This is a genomic window from Variovorax sp. GW821-FHT09D07 (assembly GCF_059416345.1).
In genome coordinates this window covers 126,030-145,302 of record NZ_JBWKOY010000012.1, presented here as the reverse complement: position 1 = coordinate 145,302, position 19,273 = coordinate 126,030, and the positions used below count along the sequence as shown (strand labels likewise).

12 protein-coding genes are annotated in these 19,273 nt (G+C 64.3%); all 12 read right to left on the bottom strand.

The window, feature by feature from the left end:
• Nucleotides 1-132: 132 nt before the first annotated feature.
• Nucleotides 133-768 (bottom strand): type VI secretion system-associated protein TagF, encoded by a 636-nt coding sequence (gene tagF, locus AC07OX_RS29225; protein WP_495262756.1) that lies wholly within the window; start codon nt 766-768, stop codon nt 133-135.
• Nucleotides 765-4,367, bottom strand: coding sequence for a type VI secretion system membrane subunit TssM (gene tssM / locus AC07OX_RS29220; RefSeq protein ID WP_495262755.1), 3,603 nt, complete (start codon nt 4,365-4,367; stop codon nt 765-767). The genes tagF and tssM overlap by 4 nt, the downstream gene beginning before the upstream one ends.
• A complete protein-coding gene (locus tag AC07OX_RS29215) occupies nt 4,364-5,740 on the bottom strand; it encodes a DotU family type VI secretion system protein (RefSeq protein WP_495262754.1) in 1,377 nt (458 codons plus the stop codon). The genes tssM and AC07OX_RS29215 overlap by 4 nt, the downstream gene beginning before the upstream one ends.
• Before the next feature lie 124 nt (nt 5,741-5,864).
• Nucleotides 5,865-7,196 carry a type VI secretion system baseplate subunit TssK gene (gene tssK / locus AC07OX_RS29210; protein ID WP_095743395.1) on the bottom strand — a complete coding sequence of 444 codons (1,332 nt, stop codon included), beginning with the start codon at nt 7,194-7,196 and terminating at the stop codon, nt 5,865-5,867.
• A 374-nt stretch (nt 7,197-7,570) separates the two neighbouring features.
• The gene (locus AC07OX_RS29205; protein WP_495262753.1) at nt 7,571-8,578 is read right to left on the bottom strand and encodes a DUF6708 domain-containing protein; all 1,008 of its coding nucleotides are present in this window, start codon (nt 8,576-8,578) and stop codon (nt 7,571-7,573) included.
• A gap of 193 nt (nt 8,579-8,771) precedes the next feature.
• On the bottom strand, nt 8,772-9,902 hold the full coding sequence (locus tag AC07OX_RS29200) for an MFS transporter (RefSeq protein WP_495262752.1): 1,131 nt from the start codon (nt 9,900-9,902) through the stop codon (nt 8,772-8,774).
• Between the two features lie 11 nt (nt 9,903-9,913).
• Nucleotides 9,914-12,829 carry a T6SS effector BTH_I2691 family protein gene (locus AC07OX_RS29195; RefSeq protein ID WP_495262779.1) on the bottom strand — a complete coding sequence of 972 codons (2,916 nt, stop codon included), beginning with the start codon at nt 12,827-12,829 and terminating at the stop codon, nt 9,914-9,916.
• Nucleotides 12,830-12,857: 28 nt separating this feature from the next.
• Entirely contained in the window at nt 12,858-13,850 is a 993-nt protein-coding gene (locus AC07OX_RS29190) for a DUF4123 domain-containing protein (protein WP_495262751.1), read from the bottom strand.
• 5 nt (nt 13,851-13,855) lie between these two features.
• The gene (locus AC07OX_RS29185) at nt 13,856-16,360 is read right to left on the bottom strand and encodes a type VI secretion system Vgr family protein (protein WP_495262750.1); all 2,505 of its coding nucleotides are present in this window, start codon (nt 16,358-16,360) and stop codon (nt 13,856-13,858) included.
• A 113-nt stretch (nt 16,361-16,473) separates the two neighbouring features.
• Nucleotides 16,474-16,851, bottom strand: coding sequence for a DUF2628 domain-containing protein (locus AC07OX_RS29180; RefSeq protein ID WP_495262749.1), 378 nt, complete (start codon nt 16,849-16,851; stop codon nt 16,474-16,476).
• 263 nt (nt 16,852-17,114) lie between these two features.
• On the bottom strand, nt 17,115-18,134 hold the full coding sequence (phnD, locus tag AC07OX_RS29175; protein WP_495262778.1) for a phosphate/phosphite/phosphonate ABC transporter substrate-binding protein: 1,020 nt from the start codon (nt 18,132-18,134) through the stop codon (nt 17,115-17,117).
• Nucleotides 18,135-18,145: 11 nt separating this feature from the next.
• The gene (gene phnD, locus AC07OX_RS29170) at nt 18,146-19,195 is read right to left on the bottom strand and encodes a phosphate/phosphite/phosphonate ABC transporter substrate-binding protein (RefSeq protein ID WP_495262748.1); all 1,050 of its coding nucleotides are present in this window, start codon (nt 19,193-19,195) and stop codon (nt 18,146-18,148) included.
• Nucleotides 19,196-19,273 lie beyond the last annotated feature (78 nt).

Genomic DNA, 19,273 nt, shown 5'->3' with positions numbered 1-19,273 from the left:
GTAGCGAAGCGCAGGGGTCGCAGACAGTGGGGTCGCCTTTTCTTTGCTTACTTTCTTTTGGCGAAGCAAAAGAAAGTAAGTCCGCCGCCGGGCGGAACTCCCGGCCTCGGGAAGGAAAAGAAAGCACCGCCCTCATTCCCCACCCCCAAGAAACAAAGCCTCGAACTGCAAATCCCGAGGCAACCCCGTAGCCAACATCCGAACCCCGCCCTCCACCCCAGGCATCTCCATCCAGAGCGAGGCCCCCGCCAATGGCAACTCAAGCGACCGGGCCTCAGTGGAAGGCTCACCAGCAGCACCAACAAACAACCGACTCAGCACCGCATCAAACCGCAGCGCATCCAAATCACCCTCAAGCCCTTCCAACACAGCCTGCGTCCCCAACGCCCACCACCTCAGCGCAGCAGCCAACGCCTCTCCACTCAGAGCATCAGAGGCAACACCTTCATCCAACTCAACAGCCAGAGTGAACGGAAAGTACCGCCCCACCCCATCCACCGAAGGCATCAACACCCCCATCCACCCCCGCTCCCCCACCACCTGCGCCCCCAGCGCAAAGCACCACACAGGCGCCTCCAGGTAGTGAGAAGTCCAATCCGCATGCCGATCCCGCAGCCGCGCCAACCCGCGCTGCAACCACGGATCCCACACCGAGCGAAACGACTCCGGCAACCGCCGATGCGCAAAGTCCCCCATCCCCGGCAGCTTGCCAAACCACCCCGGCAACTCAGAGGAAACGAAGAGAGAAGAAGAAGAGGCCAAGCTCACAACCCCTCCGGACAAGAAAACTCCCGCAATTCCTTCAACCGAATCGGATGCTGCACGCTGTTCGTCGTCACCTCGAACCGCGTCTTCCGCGCCCCCACCTGGAACGTGATGAAGAACTTCTCCGGCGCGTCCCCCGCTTCCAGTTGCCCGTCGTCCAGCGTACGGAACAAAGCCCAAGGCCCATCCATCGCCGACCCCGAACTCCCGGTCGTCGACGGCGGACTCACCTGAACGCGCACCTGGTTGCTCCCCTTCGGCCCCGGCCACTGCACCGCCATCGGCACCACCGGCCCGTGCGCGTACTTCACCAGCTGCCCGTCCACGTCGAGGATGAACTGCGTGATGCCCGCGTCCATCTCCACCGGCTTGAAGTCCAGCCGCATCGACGGCCCGCGACCGCCGCCGCGGAAGAAGATGTCCTTGATGCGCGCCGCACGCTCGAACTGCGCCAGCGCCTGCGTGGTAATCGCGCCGCGCTCGGCCACGGGCTTGTAGCGCCACGGCCGGGTGCTGGTGTCCACGATCGCGGCCAGGCGCTTCTGGAAGAAGTCGTCCATCAGGCCGCCGGCGCCGAACATCTGGCCGAAGTCTTCGGGCAGCACGTCGCGCTTGCTGCTTTGCACGAACGGGTAGCGGCCGGCGATGGCGCGGTTGCAGAACTCGGTCACGGGGCGCAGGTCCTGGCTCAGGTTGCCGCGCTCGGCCACCTGCGCCTGCGCGGCGCCGGTCTGGCTCAGGTTCTCGATCATGCTGCGCACCGGCTCGGGCAGGCGGCCTGCGTCCGACTTGAGCTTGCCGGCCACGTCGCCCGGCGGCGGCGAGGTGCGGCCTTTCACGGCCGTGTCGACGGCGTTGAGGTACACGTACACCTCGTTGAAGAGCTTGAGCGCATCGTCGATCGGCGCCGGCTGGTTCGGGCCGCCCGCGGTGACCAGGCGGCGCAGCGACTCGAAGCGATCGTCCACGATGCTCTCGATGCGCTTGCCCGGCGCCACCTGCTTGCCGGGGTCGCTGCCGAACAGGTCTTCCAGGCCCTTGCGCGTGTTGCGCACGGTCTCGGTGGCCTTGCTCACGACGTCCTTGTTGGCATCGGCCGCGGGGATCAGCGTGATCTGCTTGACCACCGCACGCAAAAAGTTCGCGAGCGGCGAATCGACGCCCGAGAGAATCCGCGCGGTCTCGATGTTCTTCTCCAGGCCGCTGACGCGGATCAGCCGCACGTCGGCCAGCAGCGCCTCCCACTGCTTGACGTACTCCTCGAGGTACAGGCGCCGCACGCGGTCGGTGAGCGCGCCGAGCGCTGCAGCATCGCGCAGGCGCTCGCTGGCGTTGCGGTCCTGCCCCAGCACCCACGGGTCTTCGGCGGCCAGCAGGCCGGTGAGCACCACGACCTCGTTCTGGAAGCGCTTGTGGTACCCGTCGTAGGTGAACATGCCCGGCACGCCCTCGCTCAGCGGCTTGCCGCTGATGCGCTCGAACACCAGCGGGCCCGACGGGCCGGTGGCCTGCGCCACGCTGAAGCCCGGGATGTCCTTGGTGGCACGCTGGCGCTTGAGGCGGCTGAACACGCGCTGCTCCAGCGGGTAGCTCGCGAGCACGGCGCGCACGCTGCGCACCAGGTTCTCGTCCATCTTCAGCGGCGAGCGCGGCGGGCCCTGGGCGATGAGCACGTCGAGCTGGTCTTCGAGCGCCTTGCGCTGGTCTTCGGGAATGCCGCGGTCGAGGTTGCGCGCCCAGTCGAGCGTGATCCAGGCCTTGAGCGCTTCCGCATCGAAGTGCTCGGGCTGGTAGAGCATGAGGTAGCTCTTCAGCGCCTCGTAGGTGTACTCGAGGTTGTCTTTCTGCGCGGTGCGCAGCTGGTCTTCGATGCGCTTGGCGATCTGCGGAAGAAAGGCGTCGTTGAGCGCGCGCTGGTGCGTGAGCATGGCGGCGGCGTCGAGCTTGTCGCCCTGGTACAGGCCCAGCGTCATCGACAGCGGCTCGTCGCCCTGGCGGTTGTCGGGCGTCTTCCATATGTCGCGCAGGCCCTGCAGCACGGGCGCGACCTCGACCAGGTTCTGCACGCGCGCGGGCAGCGCGGCCAGGGTCTGCTGCGCGGGCGCGACGCGGGCCTCCACGGACTTCAGGTAGTTCATGTTCTGCAGCGTGCTGTAGCCCCAGGCCGCGAGCAGGCCGACGGTGAGCAGCGTCATCGCGGTCACGCCGACGACGCGCAAGGTGTGGCGGCGCCGCTCCAGCTTGACGTCGGCGCCCGCCAGGCGCTGCTCGGGAAACACCACGTCGCGCAGCAGCGATGTCAGGAAGTAGCTGCGCCCGCTGCTCTTCTGCGGCGCGAGCATGGCGCGCTCGATGCCGAAGCTGCGCGACAGGCTGCCCATCACGCGGTCGATGGGGCTGCCCTCTTGCGTGCCGCTGGTGAAGTACACGCCGCGCACCCACGGCGGCTGCGCAAAGCGCGAGCCGGTGAACACCTGGTCGAGCAGATCGGACAGCAGCGAGCCGATGGAGCCGAACTGCGCCGGAAAGCCGAAGATGGCCGCGCGCCGCGTGCCGTCGGTCTCGCGCTGCATGCGCGGAATCAGCCCGTCGTTGACGCGGGTGTGCAGCAGCGCGAATTCGCGCGCGAACGCATTCGACAGGCCCTTCTCTTCGAGCTGCACGTTCTCGTCCGCCGGCAGCGTGAAGCCGAAGACCTGCGCGCGCTGCTCCTTGCCGAGGTCGTCGAAGTAGTCGGTAAAGCCGTAGAGCAGGTCGCTCTTGGTGACGAGCACGTACACCGGCAGCCGCGTGGTGAGCTTCGAATCGAGTTCGAGCAGGCGCGCGCGAATCGATGCGGCAAGCTGCGTGCGCTGCTCCGGTCCCTGGCTCAGCAGGTCGGCCACGCTGACCGTGAGGAACACGCCGTTCAGCGGCCGGCGCGGGCGCGACTTCTTCAGCAGGTTGAGAAAGCCTTCCCACGCGCTCTTGTCTTCGGACTGGTGGCTGTCTTGCGTGGTGTAGCGGCCGGCGGTGTCGATGAGCACGGCTTCGTCGGTGAACCACCAGTCGCAGTTGCGCGTGCCGCCCACGCCGCGAATGGCGCCGGGGCCGAACTTCTCGGCCAGCGGAAAGCTCAGGCCCGAGTTGACCAGCGCCGTCGTCTTGCCCGCGCCCGGCGCGCCGATGAACACGTACCACGGCAGGTCGTACAGGTAGCTGCCGCCCGAGATCGACATCCAGTCGCGCCAGCCGGGCTTCTTGCCGGCGGCGTGCAGACGCATCTGCTTGAGCGTGGCAACGGCCTCGCTGAAGCGCGTGTCGAGGATCTTCTGCTCTCCGTTGACTGGCGCATCGGACTTGGCGGCTGGCGCCTTCATCAAACCATCCGTCAGGTGCTGGCTCGCGCGGCGTGCGCGCCAGCGGCGGTACAGCGCGCGCAGCAGCACCACGAGCACGATCACGCCGATGACGATGGCGCGCACCATTTCACTTTCGAGCGGCGCCAGCGCGCCGATCTTCACCAGCGGGCCGATCCACCAGATCAGCAGCGCGACGACGATCAGCGCCAGCAGTGTCAGCAGCAGCGGGCTGAACAGGAAGCCGAAGATTTTCTTGATCATTTCTTCGCTCCTGTACCGGGAACGACGGGAGCAACCGGGGCAGCGGAAGCAGCCGGCGCCGCCGCCACGAGCCGGTCGGGTTCGGTGAGCAGCACGATGTCCACGCGGCGGTTGCGCGCGCGATTGGCCGGCGTGTCGTTGGCGGCCACCGGCTCGGCGTCGGCCTTGCCGTCGGCGCGCATGCGCGCGGGGTCGACCAGCGTGGTCAGCGCGCCCTTCACCGCGTCGGCGCGCGCGGCCGACAGGTGCCAGTTCGACGGATAGCGCAGCGAGCGGATCGGCTGGTTGTCGGAGTGGCCGGTGATGAGCACGTCGCCCTTCACCTCGGCCAGCGCCTGGCCGATGCGGCGCAGCACCGGCAGCGACGACGCCATCGGCTCGGCGCTGCCGGAGCCGAAGAACGAATCGCCACGCAGCCGCACCACGCTGCGGTCGGCCTCGTCGGTCACCGTGACCAGGCCCTGCTTGATCTCCGGTTCGAGAAAGCGCGCGAGCCGCGGCGACTTGGCCGGCGCGGCGGGCGGCGCGATCTGGATGTTGGGCACGCGCAGGCTCGACACGGCCGCGTAGGTGGTGTCGGAGCGGTGGTTGAGCGTGAGCCGCAGGCCGAACCACGCCAGCGCCAGCAGCAGCGCGAAGCCCGCCGCGAACACCCACAGCGGCAGCGACTCGCGCAGCCGCACCGTGCCCGCGCCCTGCCCGCGCCAGTGCGGCGACAGCTCGGCTTCGAGCGGCGGACGGTCCTTGGCGATCAGGTCGGCAAGGCGCTGGCGCACCGAGTCGAGCTGCGCGCGGCCGTTGTCGACCACGCGGTAGCGGCCTTCGAAGCCGAGCGCCAGCACGCTGTAGATCAGCTCCAGCAGCTGGCGGTGCGTGGGCACGTCCTGCGCGAGCTTGGCCAGCAGCTGGAACACTTTCTCGCCGCCCCAGGTCTCGTTGTGGAACTGCACCAGCAGGCTCTGCTTGTTCCAGCCGGCCTGCACGCCCCAGGGCGTGTTGGCCACCGCCTCGTCGAGCGCGGTGCACAGCACATAGCGCGCGGCCAGCACCGACTCGTTGCCCACGCCCGCGCGCCGCGCCGCGGCATCGAACTGGTTCACCGCATCGGCGGTGGACGCGCGCAGCGCCGGCACGTTGGGCGGCTGCGCGAGGTTGCGCAGCTTGCCGATCAGCACCAGCAGCTTGCCCGCGGCCGACACCAGCGGATTGAGCAGGCCGATCTCGCCCACCTCGGCCACGGGCGTCGGATCGGCGCCACCGAAGAACGGCGCGGGCGCAGCAGCCGGCGGCGTGCCGCCCGGCGTGCGCGGCTTGGGCTTGATGACCGTACGCTCGGACTCGAAGGCGGCAAAGGGGTCGGGAGGGGTACTCATGAGAACTCCACGCAGGTGACGTCCCTTCGGGAGACGCCGCGGAACCGGCTTTGCCGGGCCGCAGGTGTCGCCCCCGGCGAGGGGGTTGGCGAAGCGACACGAAGTGCGCGAAGCCTGGGGGTGGTCATGATCTGATGGCCCAGAACGCGAGGTCGAGGCCGGGGAAATCGCCCGCGATGTGCATCGCGATGCCGCCCGATTGCTCGAGCTGGCGCCACAGGTCGCTGTTGCGCGTTTCGAGTTCGAAGTAGTTGGCGCCCGTGTGGAAGGGAATCTGGCGCGGCGCCACCGGCATCGGCGTCAGCGTGACGCCCGGCAGCGCGAGGTTCACGAGATCGCGGATGCGCTCGACCGGGCCGATCTTCACCTGCGTGGGGAAGCGCGCACGCAGCGCCTCGCTCGGCATGTTCGCGTTCACCGCGAGCACGAAGGTCGCCTTGCGCTGCAGTTCGACGTCGGTGACCATCGCCACGCGCACGCCGTGCTTGCGGTCGTGCAGCTCGATGCGGATCGCTGACTGCTCGAACACCATCGACAGGCTGCGGCGCAGGTCGTCCATCACCGGGCGGAAGCTCAGCGCCAGGTCGTCATGGATGTAGGGGCCGAAGCGCGTCACGCGGCGCGTGTCGCGAAAACTCGCAAGGTCGCCGGCCAGCCCGAGCGCGTGCTCGAAGAAATGCTGCGGGTGCAGCATCGCGCTCTTGGCGAGGTGCGCAAAGATGGCCTCGTTGCGGTTCACGGCCTGCAGCAGCATGAAGTCGGCGATCTCGGCCACGCCGCCGGTTCCCCCTTGCGTCATGCGCCCGGCCAGCGCCTCGCCGCGCTGGCGCAGCAGGCCCAGCAGCTCGTCGAGCCAGGCGCGGATCACCGCATGGCCGGCCACGTCGAGCAGCGGCGGCAGCATCGCGCGGTCGAGCTGCACCTGGTTGTCGACCCGGCGCTCGACCACACGGGCCACGCCCAGGGTCGCCCAGGCGTCGGTGGCTTCGCTGGCGCGCATCAGGCGCGTGTGGAGCTGGCCGAGTTGCAGCATCGCGGTGCGCTCGCCGGCCGTGTTGGAGTCGGGCACGTCCGACTCCAGCACGCGGTGGCGCACCAGCTCCTCGTACTCTTCAGCATCGGCCTCGCGCGCCCCGGCGCGGCGCAGCGGCAGTGCCAGCACCACCGCTTCGTCGCGCATGGACGCCGGAATGTCGATGGGCTCGGGCAGCGGATCGACCGCCGGCATGTCGAACACCGTGCCGTCGCCGAAAATGCCCACCGCCCGCACCAGCGCCAGCTTGCCCAGCGTGAGCGCCGCCGCGTCGATCTCGACCTCGGCGAATCCCCAGGCGTAGGGCGTGGTGGTGCGCAACAGCACATGCCGCGCATGATCGGCATGGCGCTCGCTCTGCTGCAGGTGCTGAGGCTGCAACAGCATCCCCTCGCTCCAGACCACTTTGGTTCGCCAACTCATCCGCACTCCGTCAACGGCAAGGGTGCCGGGAAGAAAGAAGAAACACGAAGTTTCCGGCGCGGGGGAGCGGAGGCAAATCCGCCTTAAGGCCTAGCTAATGGCCTAGGTGGGGCTAGAGGGGGTACGGCGAAGGGAGTAGATGCGAGGCCGGCTACGGGGTGGGCGCACTGGCGGGATGCGGCCGGAAAGTACCGTCGACGCCCAGGAGCGATCAGAACTGGGGCGGTGGGCCCGGTCGCAAGTTCCGGCAGGTATGGAGCGCAGGTCGAGCTCGTTGATCAGCCGTTCGATGGCGCCTTCGATCTCTTTCGGCCACTCGACTTTCTACGCTGTCCACACCGTCAGACGGTTGAAGAGCTGCTACACCAGATACATCAAACTTCCGGTGGTGGGCCGGGGCGCAGCCTGCGGTAGGTGTCGGTGCGAAGGTCCAATTCGTTGATCAATCGACCGATGGCTTGCTTGATCTCTTCGGGCCACTCGACCCTCTGTGCGGTCCAGACAGTCAGGCGATTGAAGAACAACCATAGCACGTACAGCGGCACCGTGACGGGCATGCCGATGTACTTGAGCAAGGTCTTCCAAGGGTGCTCTTTCCAACGACGCCCCGGCTGGTCAAGAAAGGGGACGACCGCACCGAAGTCACTCCAGGGCACATACGTGCCAGTGTTCGACACCGGAGGGAACTCACCCTGCACAAGCGGCGCAGCGCCTTGCTCCATGTAGCGGCGGATGTACTCCCACAGGGCAGGCACGAAGTCGACACTGGCGAAGGTGAAGCTGTCGACGATGGTTGGGTCGTCCGCGCTCTTGCGTACCAGGAAGACAAGGTGGTGCACACGACTCGCCGTGGCTGTGCTGGCCTGCAGTGTGGTGTAGTGCTCGGCGTCGACCAGGTCCCAGTCGTAAGCGACAGGGCTAGAGTTGCGAGGGCCGAAGAAGCGCCAGCAGCGGGCACCGGACTGAGTGACCTTGTAGACCTTGCGATGCTTGCGGTCGAAGTAGAGGGGACTGTCGGCGGGGGCGAAGAGTTCGAGGTAAGCGAAGAATGCAAAGAAGGACCAGGAGCCGATGAAGCCGAAGGCGAGAACTCCGTATCCCCGATATTTCAACAGTCCTTCAAGCGTGAACTTCGCAATCAAATACGTGCCGATCACACCTATTAGAAAACAATGTGTGAGGTAGTACCCACCTCCCCCCGTCAGGTAGACCCTCTGAAACTCAATGGCATCTGGATAGACGCCTGTGAGCTGTCCGCCATGCCCGGCTAATCCGGCAGCCCTTTGTCTTTTGTTGGCATAGCGCTCCACAATTCCGATAACTTTGCCATCGGCGCGATCCTCATCGGTGCTTCGCCCGCTGGTGTTGACGACGCCAATCATCGAAAGCCGCCCACGCCATCGTTCATGGGATTCCTTGGATCGAACGGAAATCGCGGTGGCAGCTGAGGCGCCAGCGGCGGGGCCGGGTGCGAATTGAACAAATGCGCAACTTCCTGGCTGACCATGAACTTTCGCACCCACTCCATTCGAAGCTCGGCCGGCAAAAGCGCCCTTTCCATGGCTTCGTCGCGACTCAGAATTTGGCAGGCCACCGCATCGGCTCCTCAGGTCCGACGCCGCTTTCTCTTCGCTTCTGGCCGCAGTCGCTGTTCCACTCTTCGGGAAAAGTTGGCCAATAGCACAGTCGCTCGGCCAGGCTGTTCAAAGGTGCCCAAGGCAGGTTGGCGGCATAGTTGATGTAGGTTCCCGTCGACGTACCACCACCTGCAAGATCGTCGTTCGCGTGCGAACGGTGCATCACGGCTTCTTCAAGGTGCTCGCTTGCACCGCTGAATCCCTTTCGCAGCCAGTGGTCCACTCCAGGCCGAGGCACACTGTTCATGCCTTCCTCCATGTAGGTGCGGATGTATTGCCACAGCGATTCGCCGGCACCTTCATCGCCAACCCAGATGACGTCTTCGCCTTTGCGCTCGGGATCGTTGGCATCCATTGGCGGCCAGTACAGCAGAAGGTATCGCGTCCGACGCCCTTCCAGCGATCTCGCCTCTCGCGCTGTCGGGTCGCTCTCGATCTGGGAGGGCGTCCAAGCGCTGGGCGGCACCCAGTTCACATGCGCTTGCACTCGGCCCCACTCCAGAACGGCGTTGCCACCGTACTTCTTGGGACGCAGCACATAGACCGTACGCGTCGTCCGATTGAAACGATAGCGGGCGCACAGGGATGTGAAAAATGCGGGAGCAAAGATTGCGTCCCAGAAGAAATAGAAAAGCGCAAGAGAGAAGATCAGGAATCCGAGCCCTATGCCCATGCCAATCATCCGATCACGCGTTAGCTGGAACATGCCCGACAGGAGTCCGAAAGCGTCACCTACAAGTGAATGGATGAGATAAATGCCGGGAACAGTTGCCAATACGATCAGCATCAACGCCAAAGAACGTGCCATCCCTCCCGAGTTGCTCAACTCGATGAAATGCTCATTGAAATCGAATATTGCGCGCCTTGATGAGAAACTCGGCCGAGCGAAGACCTCCTGCTCATCCCGCTTCTTTCTTGTTGGTTTTCGGAAGCCATCTTCTTGTCGAGCTGCACTCTCTTTCGATCCATAGAGTAGTTTTTCCTCCGAAATATCCGCGTAATACTTCAATGCTGAATGAATGCCCCGGCTTCGTTTTTCCTCCTGAAAAGCAGCCTCAAAAATAAACACGGCATGAACTCCTATGCCAATCCGGCAACAACGTTAGCCAACTGAATTTGCATGGCATCTTCGTTTGAGAAAGGGATCCTTTGAACATCCTCTCTTCGGAAAGGTTCAGCCTCGAGCCATCGAATCCACTCGGCGGACTTTATTTTCTCAATCGCGTAGGTCATGACGACAGAGCCCACAAGTCCTACGACGCTCGAGGCTCTGAAGAGCTCGAACGAAAGCCCGAGGATTGCAATAGCTCGATGCGCCTGATAGGCTTTCCCCAGAGTTCCAACAATCATTGCACTCGCAGATATGGCTCTTCCTATGTAGGCATAGGCGAGGATTGACTCGCCCTCTCTATCCGCGCTTCTTGCGGCGACAAGATCTACGCCAGCCCCCACCAACGTCCCCAGGGCCACATAGTGTGCAGCCCCAGTCTTCAATGCATGGAGATCCATCCCACTTGCTGCGCTCAGCGCCGACAAGCGCGCAGGCAATATCCGTGACAGATCCGCTTGGATACGGTTGTACAAGTTGCTCTCGTAGTACGCAGCTCGAGCGCTGCTCCACGCCCCCATGCCAGCGAAGACCGCTGAGGCGGCCTCCGCACCTGCCCTGGGATCACCACTCCTCTCGTTCGCACGCTGCAATGAAACGAGCAAACTCATCGTTTCTACCGCGCCAAACACAACCGGGATACGCCGACTGATCGCTGCAGAGGCCTTGCCTACCTCAGCCATGCGCCCCAATCGCATGTCCAGTTTCCGCGCCTGAGCGGCGTACTTTCGATTCCAGCTTCGACTGCCTGGCTCAGGGTTTCGCTTGTTGCTGTACGCGACCCGCTGCCCTTTGGTGCGAAGGGCTTCGTCGTATTCGATTTTCTCCTTCTTGACCATGTCAATCGCCCGAGGGCCCAACCCGTGCGCAAGCTGAAGGACTTGCGCCTTGGCAAAGACGGCTTCCCGCGCAGAGGGTTCGATGTGCTTGGCAGCATTCAAAACAGCGATGGCCCAGACCGAATGAACGTTCTCTCGAGCCGTCTTTGCGATCGTTTGAAGCGACTTGAATTTCTGTAGGAGCGGCACCTTGGGATCGAGGACCTTGGCCCCTTCGTCCAGCAGCGTCTGACTCCCCTTGAGAGTTTTTGGGATCTTTCTCAATGCGGCCAGCATGTCCGCGTAAGCACGTTGTTTTCGTGCACTTTCTTCAGTGCTATCCTCCTCGGCATCACTTGTGGCCGCAGGCAGCGCGTGGGTCATCGACTCCATCACGCGTTGCAACTCTTGTGATATCTCCTCGTTGTTCAGCGTGGCCATTCGCCACACGATGTTCTTCGGCCCCCCCTTGAAGAAATCGAGCGATCCATACCAGCTTCGCCCACGGGGGCTGATGTCGACTTGCTCCAAGATTGCACAAATCTGGCCCGCGCAGCGGGCGCCGTCGCCTGTCTCAATGCCTGCAGGTGACCTGTCGTAGCGTTCCAGCGCTTGTTCGAGGAAGGCGTTCGAACTCAACCATGCAATCAGATCTTTGCTGAGCAGGTCCATGCGTGCATCACGTTGCTTGATCTGGATGCGGTGCTTGGCGTCGAATTTCGCAAGTTTTCCCTGGTCGTAGTGCGCGCGGGTTTTCGCCCCCGCCGCCTTGGCCTCTGCATCGCTGACGAGGTGACGATCCGACTCGCGTGCGGCAATTTGTATTTCGATCTCTCTTTTGCGTTGCGCCTCGATTTCAGCGACGGGCACCTCGATATGGCCTCCGCCTTTTTGCTCGACCAGCACGGAGCCTATGGGTCGATCATGGCGCTGGTCCATCACGTCGCTCACCTGTCTGAGTCGATCCGTTTCGTCGTCGTACAGCCGCATCGCTTTCTTGTAAAGGGCAGCCTCAAGGGTCTTAATGCTCTCACCAGCAGTTTGTTTCCATTGATTTGTGACGCTGCTATTTCTCGGGTCTTCGTCTTCATCATCGACTTTCTTAAGCCAAGCGACATAGGGTATCGCCGCAGTCAAATGGTGAAGGCTCAGTTCCTGTGCAATGCCAATGGCATCCTCGCATGCCACCGCTGCACCTCGGTTGACCTGCAAGAGCTCGGCGATCTTCTTCAGCCGTGGTCCGTGCACGTCGCCATAGCGCATGCCAAGCACCTCGGCAACATAGGGGCCAATGGCCATGCCGCCGACTGCACCGGCATCCGTCACAACGATATCTTCTGGGTTTCCCGTGCCGATCGTCTCGTGTCGAGTCTTCTCAAAGTGGCGGCCATATCGAGCCTCCGAGTAATTTCCCCATCCGCGCTCAGCGCCATGGGTTCCCATCAAGCCATAGTGCTGCTCGTTGCCAACTTTTTGCACGCTCGCTGTGCTCAGCGCACTAAATTCCATCACTTGCCCGTTTAGAAGACCCGGTTGAACCGCGTCCTTCTGACTGGTGTTTCCCAGAGCCCACCCCTTCACGTCAAAGCTCTGGGTGTATTTGCCCAGATTGGGCTCGATGGCTCTTTGCAGATGACCGTGGTCGATGGGATCGGGGTGAAACATGTAGTTCAACGCGCTGACGCGTTGTGGATCCGCCACCCAAACCATGCTCATGTTGGCGCCGCGCATTTCGACTTCACAGGCCGGATGGGCCTTGCTGTCCTGCGGATTCTTGACGTCGAATGCCGTCAGATAGCCGTGGGGATGCACCACGTAACCTGACCACTCGGGCGTGAGCCCAGGACGCTTGATGCGTATGTAGAGGAACCCTGCGCGCAACATTCTCAGCCCGTATCTCGCCGCTTCCAGGGGGACGTTGCCGGGTTTGGATTGCAATTGCCCAGAAGGACGCAGTTGATCAAGGGCTGCCAGCCCTTCGGCGTTCGTGCTGTACGCAGCTGCATAACGAGTGAACAGGAGCGGCAACCCTTCTCGACTGCAATTGGGACACGGTGTAGCACAGGGCATATTGAGGCTCGGTTTTTCTTGAGGTTTTTCAGCGGTTTTGTTTGAGCGCTTCCAGATACAGGCTCGCAAAACGAGCGTCCGGTTGCTGACGGAGTGCGTTGAGGACTCGGGCCAGGTTCGTGCTGGCAGGCGGCACTTGCCACGCAGTCAGACGCGAAGTACCGGACGCTGCGTCATGGAGCCAACTGGACCAGACGTAGTCAATCAGATTCGGAGGTTTCAGGCCCAACCGTTGGCCGTCGGCCAGCAGCCGGCTGACCACGGCACCATCCGGTTGATCTCCCACGGGCACGCCTCCTTCGGCATACCCCGCCCATACGAGATTGGCAGAGGGAGAAAGATGCGCTGCGTGCCATTGCGTCTGATCGAACAGCGCATTCAAATAAGCAGGAACTTTGGGGCAATCAAATTTGGGTGCGCTGGCGCAGAACCACTGAGCACTGTCAGTCGACGTCGATTGCCAAGGGCCCGAGGGTTGGACCAAGCTCCACCACTGGATGACAGGGCCAAGCCAAGCCGCTTTCTGCGCGGCTGTCAACAGCGGCCAGACGCCCTGCATCACGCGTGGATCCTGATACCGCATCAAACGCATCGCCCCGCCGCCCGGAGGCTGTTGATGGCCCAGATCCACCCAATGTCTGGTGATGCTTTCGCCGTTCGTTCGACTGAGGATCACGGCGCAGAAGTCCTGCTTGGATTGACGCTTTTCGACTTGGCGCCAAGCGAAATCGATCCACTGCACGAACTGATTTTTCATCTCCCGGAATGCAGAAATCTCTGGAAAGGGCAGAAGACAAGGGGCTCGATCCTCCTCGTACTTGTAGTAGGCATCCGGTACGGCAAGCCGATCTTTTGCAATACAGGGAAATTCCTCAGCGACAGCTTCTGCCAGCGCGTTGTCGGTCCAACGATTGAGCAGAAGATAGGCTTTCACAGGAGGTAGATCGCTGCCTTCCACATCGGCCATGGCCTGCCAACTCCGCGTCAGTTCTTCGGCAAACGGCAAGAAGTGCGACTGCATCGCTCTCATCCGCGCGAAATGGAGCCTGCACCGCCATCGGCATCCTGCTCTTGCGCTGCACAGGCCTGAAAGCTTTGCGGCTCAAGTGGTTGCTTGGCAGGCCCCACCTTGACATGGCTCGCCGCATGCTCGACCCATCCACCCGGCGTTCCGTGCAAGATGCTTGCGCTGCTCCACTCCGTGAAACTTCCACCGCCGTTGACTACCACCTTGATCGGCGCGGTGATGCGGATCTCGCTGGTAGTGCTTGTGATGCGGACGGCTTTTTTGGCGGTCAGATTCATTGAATCCTTGTGCGCTTCGATCTGGAACTTGCCATTGCCCGCGATCCACTTCACGCCACCTCGGAGCGCAAACAGGCGGATACCGTTCTTGGCACTGACGAGCAGCCGCTTGGCTGCACTGATGCTGGTGTGACCCTGGCTGCTAATCGCGATGTGTTCGCCAGCCTGCAGGTGAAGGCTGCCAGGCGTCGTGGCTGCGAGGCCGACGGCGCTGGCGAGTACCAATTGGGCTTCGGTGAGTTCAGGGAATCGGCCTTGTGCCTTGTCACCGCCGCTGCCCTTGATGACGTCGTTCTGCGCTTTGAGCGCCTGGACCACCAGAGCCTGGTCTTCGCCGCCGGCTTGAGCTTTGGCTGTCGCAGCAGCTTCCGCGAGTCCTTCGTGCTGGTCCTGCGCCGCTTTTAGTCGCTGAACCGTCTCTCCCATGTCCTTGGCATGGTTCGCCGCGTTGCCCCTTGCTTCGGTGGTGATGAGCATGCCGTCCTGGGCTCTCAATACGCCATGGGCATCAGTGCGCAGCTCGAAGCCCTCGCCCCTGGGGTCCTTTCTGCCCGCGTTGTCCTCGATGCGCGTGATCGCCCCCAGGCTCAGGCTGCTGGATTGGTGATCGCTCTTGAGCTGCGCCTGGATTTTTTCGGCCGTGTCATCCAGGATCAGGTGGTTCGACCTGCCCGCCGCACTGTTGCCTCCACCCTCGGTCAGCTCCCGGCTCCTGAACCCGCTCAATGCGCTCTGGCCCGGGAGTTGCCACGGCGGCAGGTTCACCTGGTTGTGCACCCTGCCCATGCAGATCGGCAGGTCCGCATCTCCCGCGATGAAGCTCACGATGACTTCCTGCCCGATGCGCGGGATCTGGATGCCCCCGAGCTGGTTGCCCGCCCAGGGCGAGCTCACCCGCACCCAGCAGCTGCTGTGCTGGTTCTTCTGTCCCTGCCGGTCCCAGGGGAACTGCACCTTGATGCGGCCCAGCTCGTCCGTCCACAGGTTCTGGCCCTCGGGGCCCACCACCAGCGCCACCTGCGGGCCGACCATGGCGGGCTTGGGCTGGGTCGGCTCTGGGCGTAATGGTTCGGTCACCGGGTGGGCCGTGAAGTCCACCTGCACGCGCCATTGCTGCTTGCGTTCGGCAATGGCTTCGCGGTTCTGGCTGTCTTCGGCCACGTCCTCGATGAGCAAGCGGGTGTCCAGGATCAGGTACTCGGCGTTGGCCGACTCCCGCGGGTGCTTCTTCAGCTGGAAGGTGCACCCGGGCACCATGCCCCGCAGGTTGCCGCTGGCCTGGGCCCGGGCGCCGTGGGTGCGTAGTGCCTGCATGCGCAGCAGGGACAGCAGGCGGCCTTGGCCGTGGGGGTCGGTGCCTGCATCAGCCCCCGCGTTGGGCTGAGCGTAGTGGCTGCCCCCGGCTGCGGATGCATGCCACTGGTAGACCTCGCCCTCGGCCTGCCCGGTCGGGCGCGGGTCGCTTCGAGAAACACTCAGATCCGCCCTGGGCCGGGTGTAGTCGTAGTCCCGGGTGGCGTACTTCCCGCTGGTGAGTTGGTGCTGGGGAACGAAGCTGTGGATGTACTCGGCATCGATCTTCCAGCCTGGGGCGTGGTATTCCACATGCTCGTACAGCGGATCGCCAGCCGCATAGGCGCCCATGGCGTCCGAGAGCACCAGGCGGTGCTTGCCGTCCGAATGCTCGAAGTGGTAGCTGATGCCCCATTCCTGGCACAGGCGGGCAAGGAAGGCGAAGTCGCTCTCGTTGAACTGGGTCTGGTAGTCGCGCACGGGGTAGTGCTCGATCAGGCGCTTGTCCACGGGGAAGGCGTAGCCGCCCAGGAGTTCGTCCAGGATCTGAACGACGCTGAGGTTCTGGAAGATCCTGCAGTCGGTGCGCAGGGTGGCCAGGTGCAGCCAGGGGCGCAGGGTGAGCTTGTACTGGGCGTGGCGCCCTTCCTCGCCCCACAGGGCTGCGTCGGTGATCAGGGCGTTGATCTGGCGGGGGGAAGAGCCATCGAGCTCGATCTCGCAGCTGATCTCCTGGCCGATGAAGGCATCCAGGTCGAAGTCGGCGCCGGAGGAGACGCCGGACAGAGCCAGGGCATCCGGGGTCTTGAGAAAGAGTTCGTAGGCAAAGAGGCTGTTGACCCCCTCATGCCCTGACAGCCGCACGGGCGCCAGTGCAGCCTGACCAAGAACAACAGGGATCGCAGCAGAAGAGACAGACAGCGTGCGCGGCATCGACGACTTCCTTGGGAGGAAAACAGGTCGCGCAGTTTGCGAGTCGCCTCGCGATCACACTGATAACAATGGTCAAACTCCACGCACCGCATTCACCATGCGTGGGATTTTTCTCAGAGCGTCCCGGGCTTCATTGCCGCTGCCGCATGCCCCTGAATCAGCGCCATCTCCACATTGGCGGCTTGCACCACCGCAATCTCCTCATAGCCCCTGCGAATCTGTTGTCCCACGCGCAAGGCGTTCCCACCCATACCGAACCCCACTGACACGATGACAGAAAGCACGTTGAGCAACCCGTCCGTGGCTGCCGTTCCTATGGTGTCTTCTCCGAGGATGATGAGCATCGCCAAGCCCATAAGGCCCAGCCCCACCCACCACATGCGATGGAAAAGGGCCCAGAACGCCCCGAAGAAAAATCCCGGCCAGCTCCACCCGTCCTTGATGGCCTGCACACTGCCGAGGGGGTCCTTGAATATCTTGTAGGTCTTCATTGCGTGACTGCCTTCCCGATAGAGATCGTTGTTGTCGGATGCGGGCTCTCGCCCCGTCCTCTCGCCGACGCGCAACGCACACCGCACAAAGCCGTTCGCAAGAACGCCTTCGACGACTACAGCCTTCACCCGGAAAGAGGTCGCGCAGTGTGGAAGCCACCACGCGTTTGCAATGACAACAATGGTCGCCCGCCGCGACGTGTCTTCAGATACCCGCGCAAAGCGAGTGATTTGTCATGGGCGCGGCCTGCGCGGGCCGTGCCTCAGCGGGAAGCGCTCGACGCCTTCAGCGCCTCCACCTGCGCCGCATACGCCTTCTCGATCCGCTGCAGCCGCTGCTCCCGCGCCGCATCGTTGACCCACGCCGCCGACAGCGCGCGCTGTCGCCCCAGCTGGTATTCCAGCTTGGCTTCCGGCAGCAGCGCGCTGTCGTCCGCCGCGACGTAGCCGTACGCCGCGCGCAGGTTCTTCAGCACCTCGCGCTCGGCGTCGGCGCGCGGGCCCTTGCCCTTGCCGTAGCCGACGAGGAAGGCCTGCAGCTTCGCCTGGAACTCGGGCGGGTAGTCGCGGCGCACCACCATCGGTGCGCCGGGCGGCGGCTCGGATTCCCAGATCACCTGCAGCCGCGCGGCCTCGACCGGGAACTGCTGGCGGAAGCGCTCGAAGTCGGTGGTGTTGTTGGTGGCCACGTCGGCGTCGCCGTTGGCCACGGCCAGCGCGGTGGCCTGGTGGGTGCCGACGAACTCGCTGCGAAAGCGGGTTTCCATCTCGATCTGGTTCGGCAAGAAGAGCTGGCTCTGCGGCACGATGAAGCCGGTGACCGAGCGGCTGTCGCCGCGCGCGAGCCGCCAGCGCTCGGGCTGGGCCAGCAGGCCCTCGAGCGTGTTGAGCGGGCCGGTCTTGCGCGCCAGCAGCACGGCGCGGTGCTCGGGCATGCCGTCGCGCCGCGCGATCTGCGCCACCACCTTCATGCGCCGCTGCATGACGGCGTCGAGCGCCATCTTGGCGGAGAGAAAGGCCATGTCGATCTCGTCGCGGCCGATGGCACGGTCGAGCTCTTCGTACGACGGCACCGAGTACGCGCTGACGGGCAGGCCCAGCGCACGGCTCATGTCGGCCATGAGCGGCGTCCACAAGGCGCGCGACTCGACGGTGCCGCCCAGCGGCAGCACGCCGAAGCGCACTTCCTTGATCACCAGCGGGCCTTTGGCGGAGGACGCTGGCGCAGGCTGCGCGCCCGCCAGCCATGGCGCCATCAGCGACGACACGGCCAGCGCGAGCATCGTGCGACGGTTCAAGGGCTCACATCCTTCAAGACGGCGAGCTGCTCGGCATAGCCGCTCTCCAGGCGCTGCAGCCGCGCCTGGCGCGCCGCGTCGTTGACCCACTGCGCGGTCTTCGCGTTCTGCATGGCGAGCTGGTAGGCCAGCTTGGCGGCGGGCAGCAGCGAGCTGTTGTCGGCGGCCACGAAACCCGCCAGGTCGTGCAGCGACTTGAGCACCCCGCGCTCGGCGTCGCCGCGCGCTCCCTTGCCGCGGCCGTAGGCGACCAGGAAGGCCTGCACGCGCAGGCGCAGCTCGGGCGGGTACTCGCGGCGCACGACGATCTGCGCGTGCGGGATCAGCTCCGACTCCCACAGCACCTGCAGCCGCTGCGCCTCGGCCGGAAAGCGCAGCTTGAAGCGCTCGAAATCGGCCGAGTTGTTGGTGGCCACGTCGGCCTCGTTGTTGGCCACGGCCAGCGCATTGGCCTGGTGGGTGCCGACCACCTCGCTCAGGAAACGCGTCTCCATGACGATGTGGTTCGGCAGAAAGAACTGCAGCTGCGGCACGATGAAGCCCGACACCGACTGCCGCTCACCGCGCGCCAGGCGCCAGCGCTCGGGCTGGTCGACGAGGTTTTTCAGCGTGTTGAAGGGCGGCGCCTTGCGCGTGAGCAGCAGCCCGCGGTAGCCGGGCAGGCCATCGTGCCGCACGACCTGGGCCACGACCTTCATGCGCTTCTGGCTCACGGCGTCGAGCGCCATCTTTCCCGACAGGAACGCCATGTCGACTTCGCCGCGCTGGATGGCCTGCTCCAGCGCCTCGTACGAATTGACCGAGAGCACGCTCACCGGCCGCTGGATGGCGCGGCTGAGTTCGGCCAGCAGCGGGTCCCAGTCGCTGCGCGACTCGAAGGCTCCGCCCAGCGGCAGGATGCCGAAGCGCACCGGCGCGTCCGCGGCGGGCGCCGCAGCCTGCGCCGCCGCCGGCAGCGGCAGCAGCAGGAGCCCCATGGCCAGCGCCAGGGCCGCACGGCGGCCGGTGCCGGGGAAACTGCCGAAACGACGCAAGAAGGCGTGCATGGAAGGAGCGGAAGACACGGGGCCCGCGGCGAGCCGGCGGGGTCTAACATGGGCGACGCGGACGCCATTACATCCCAA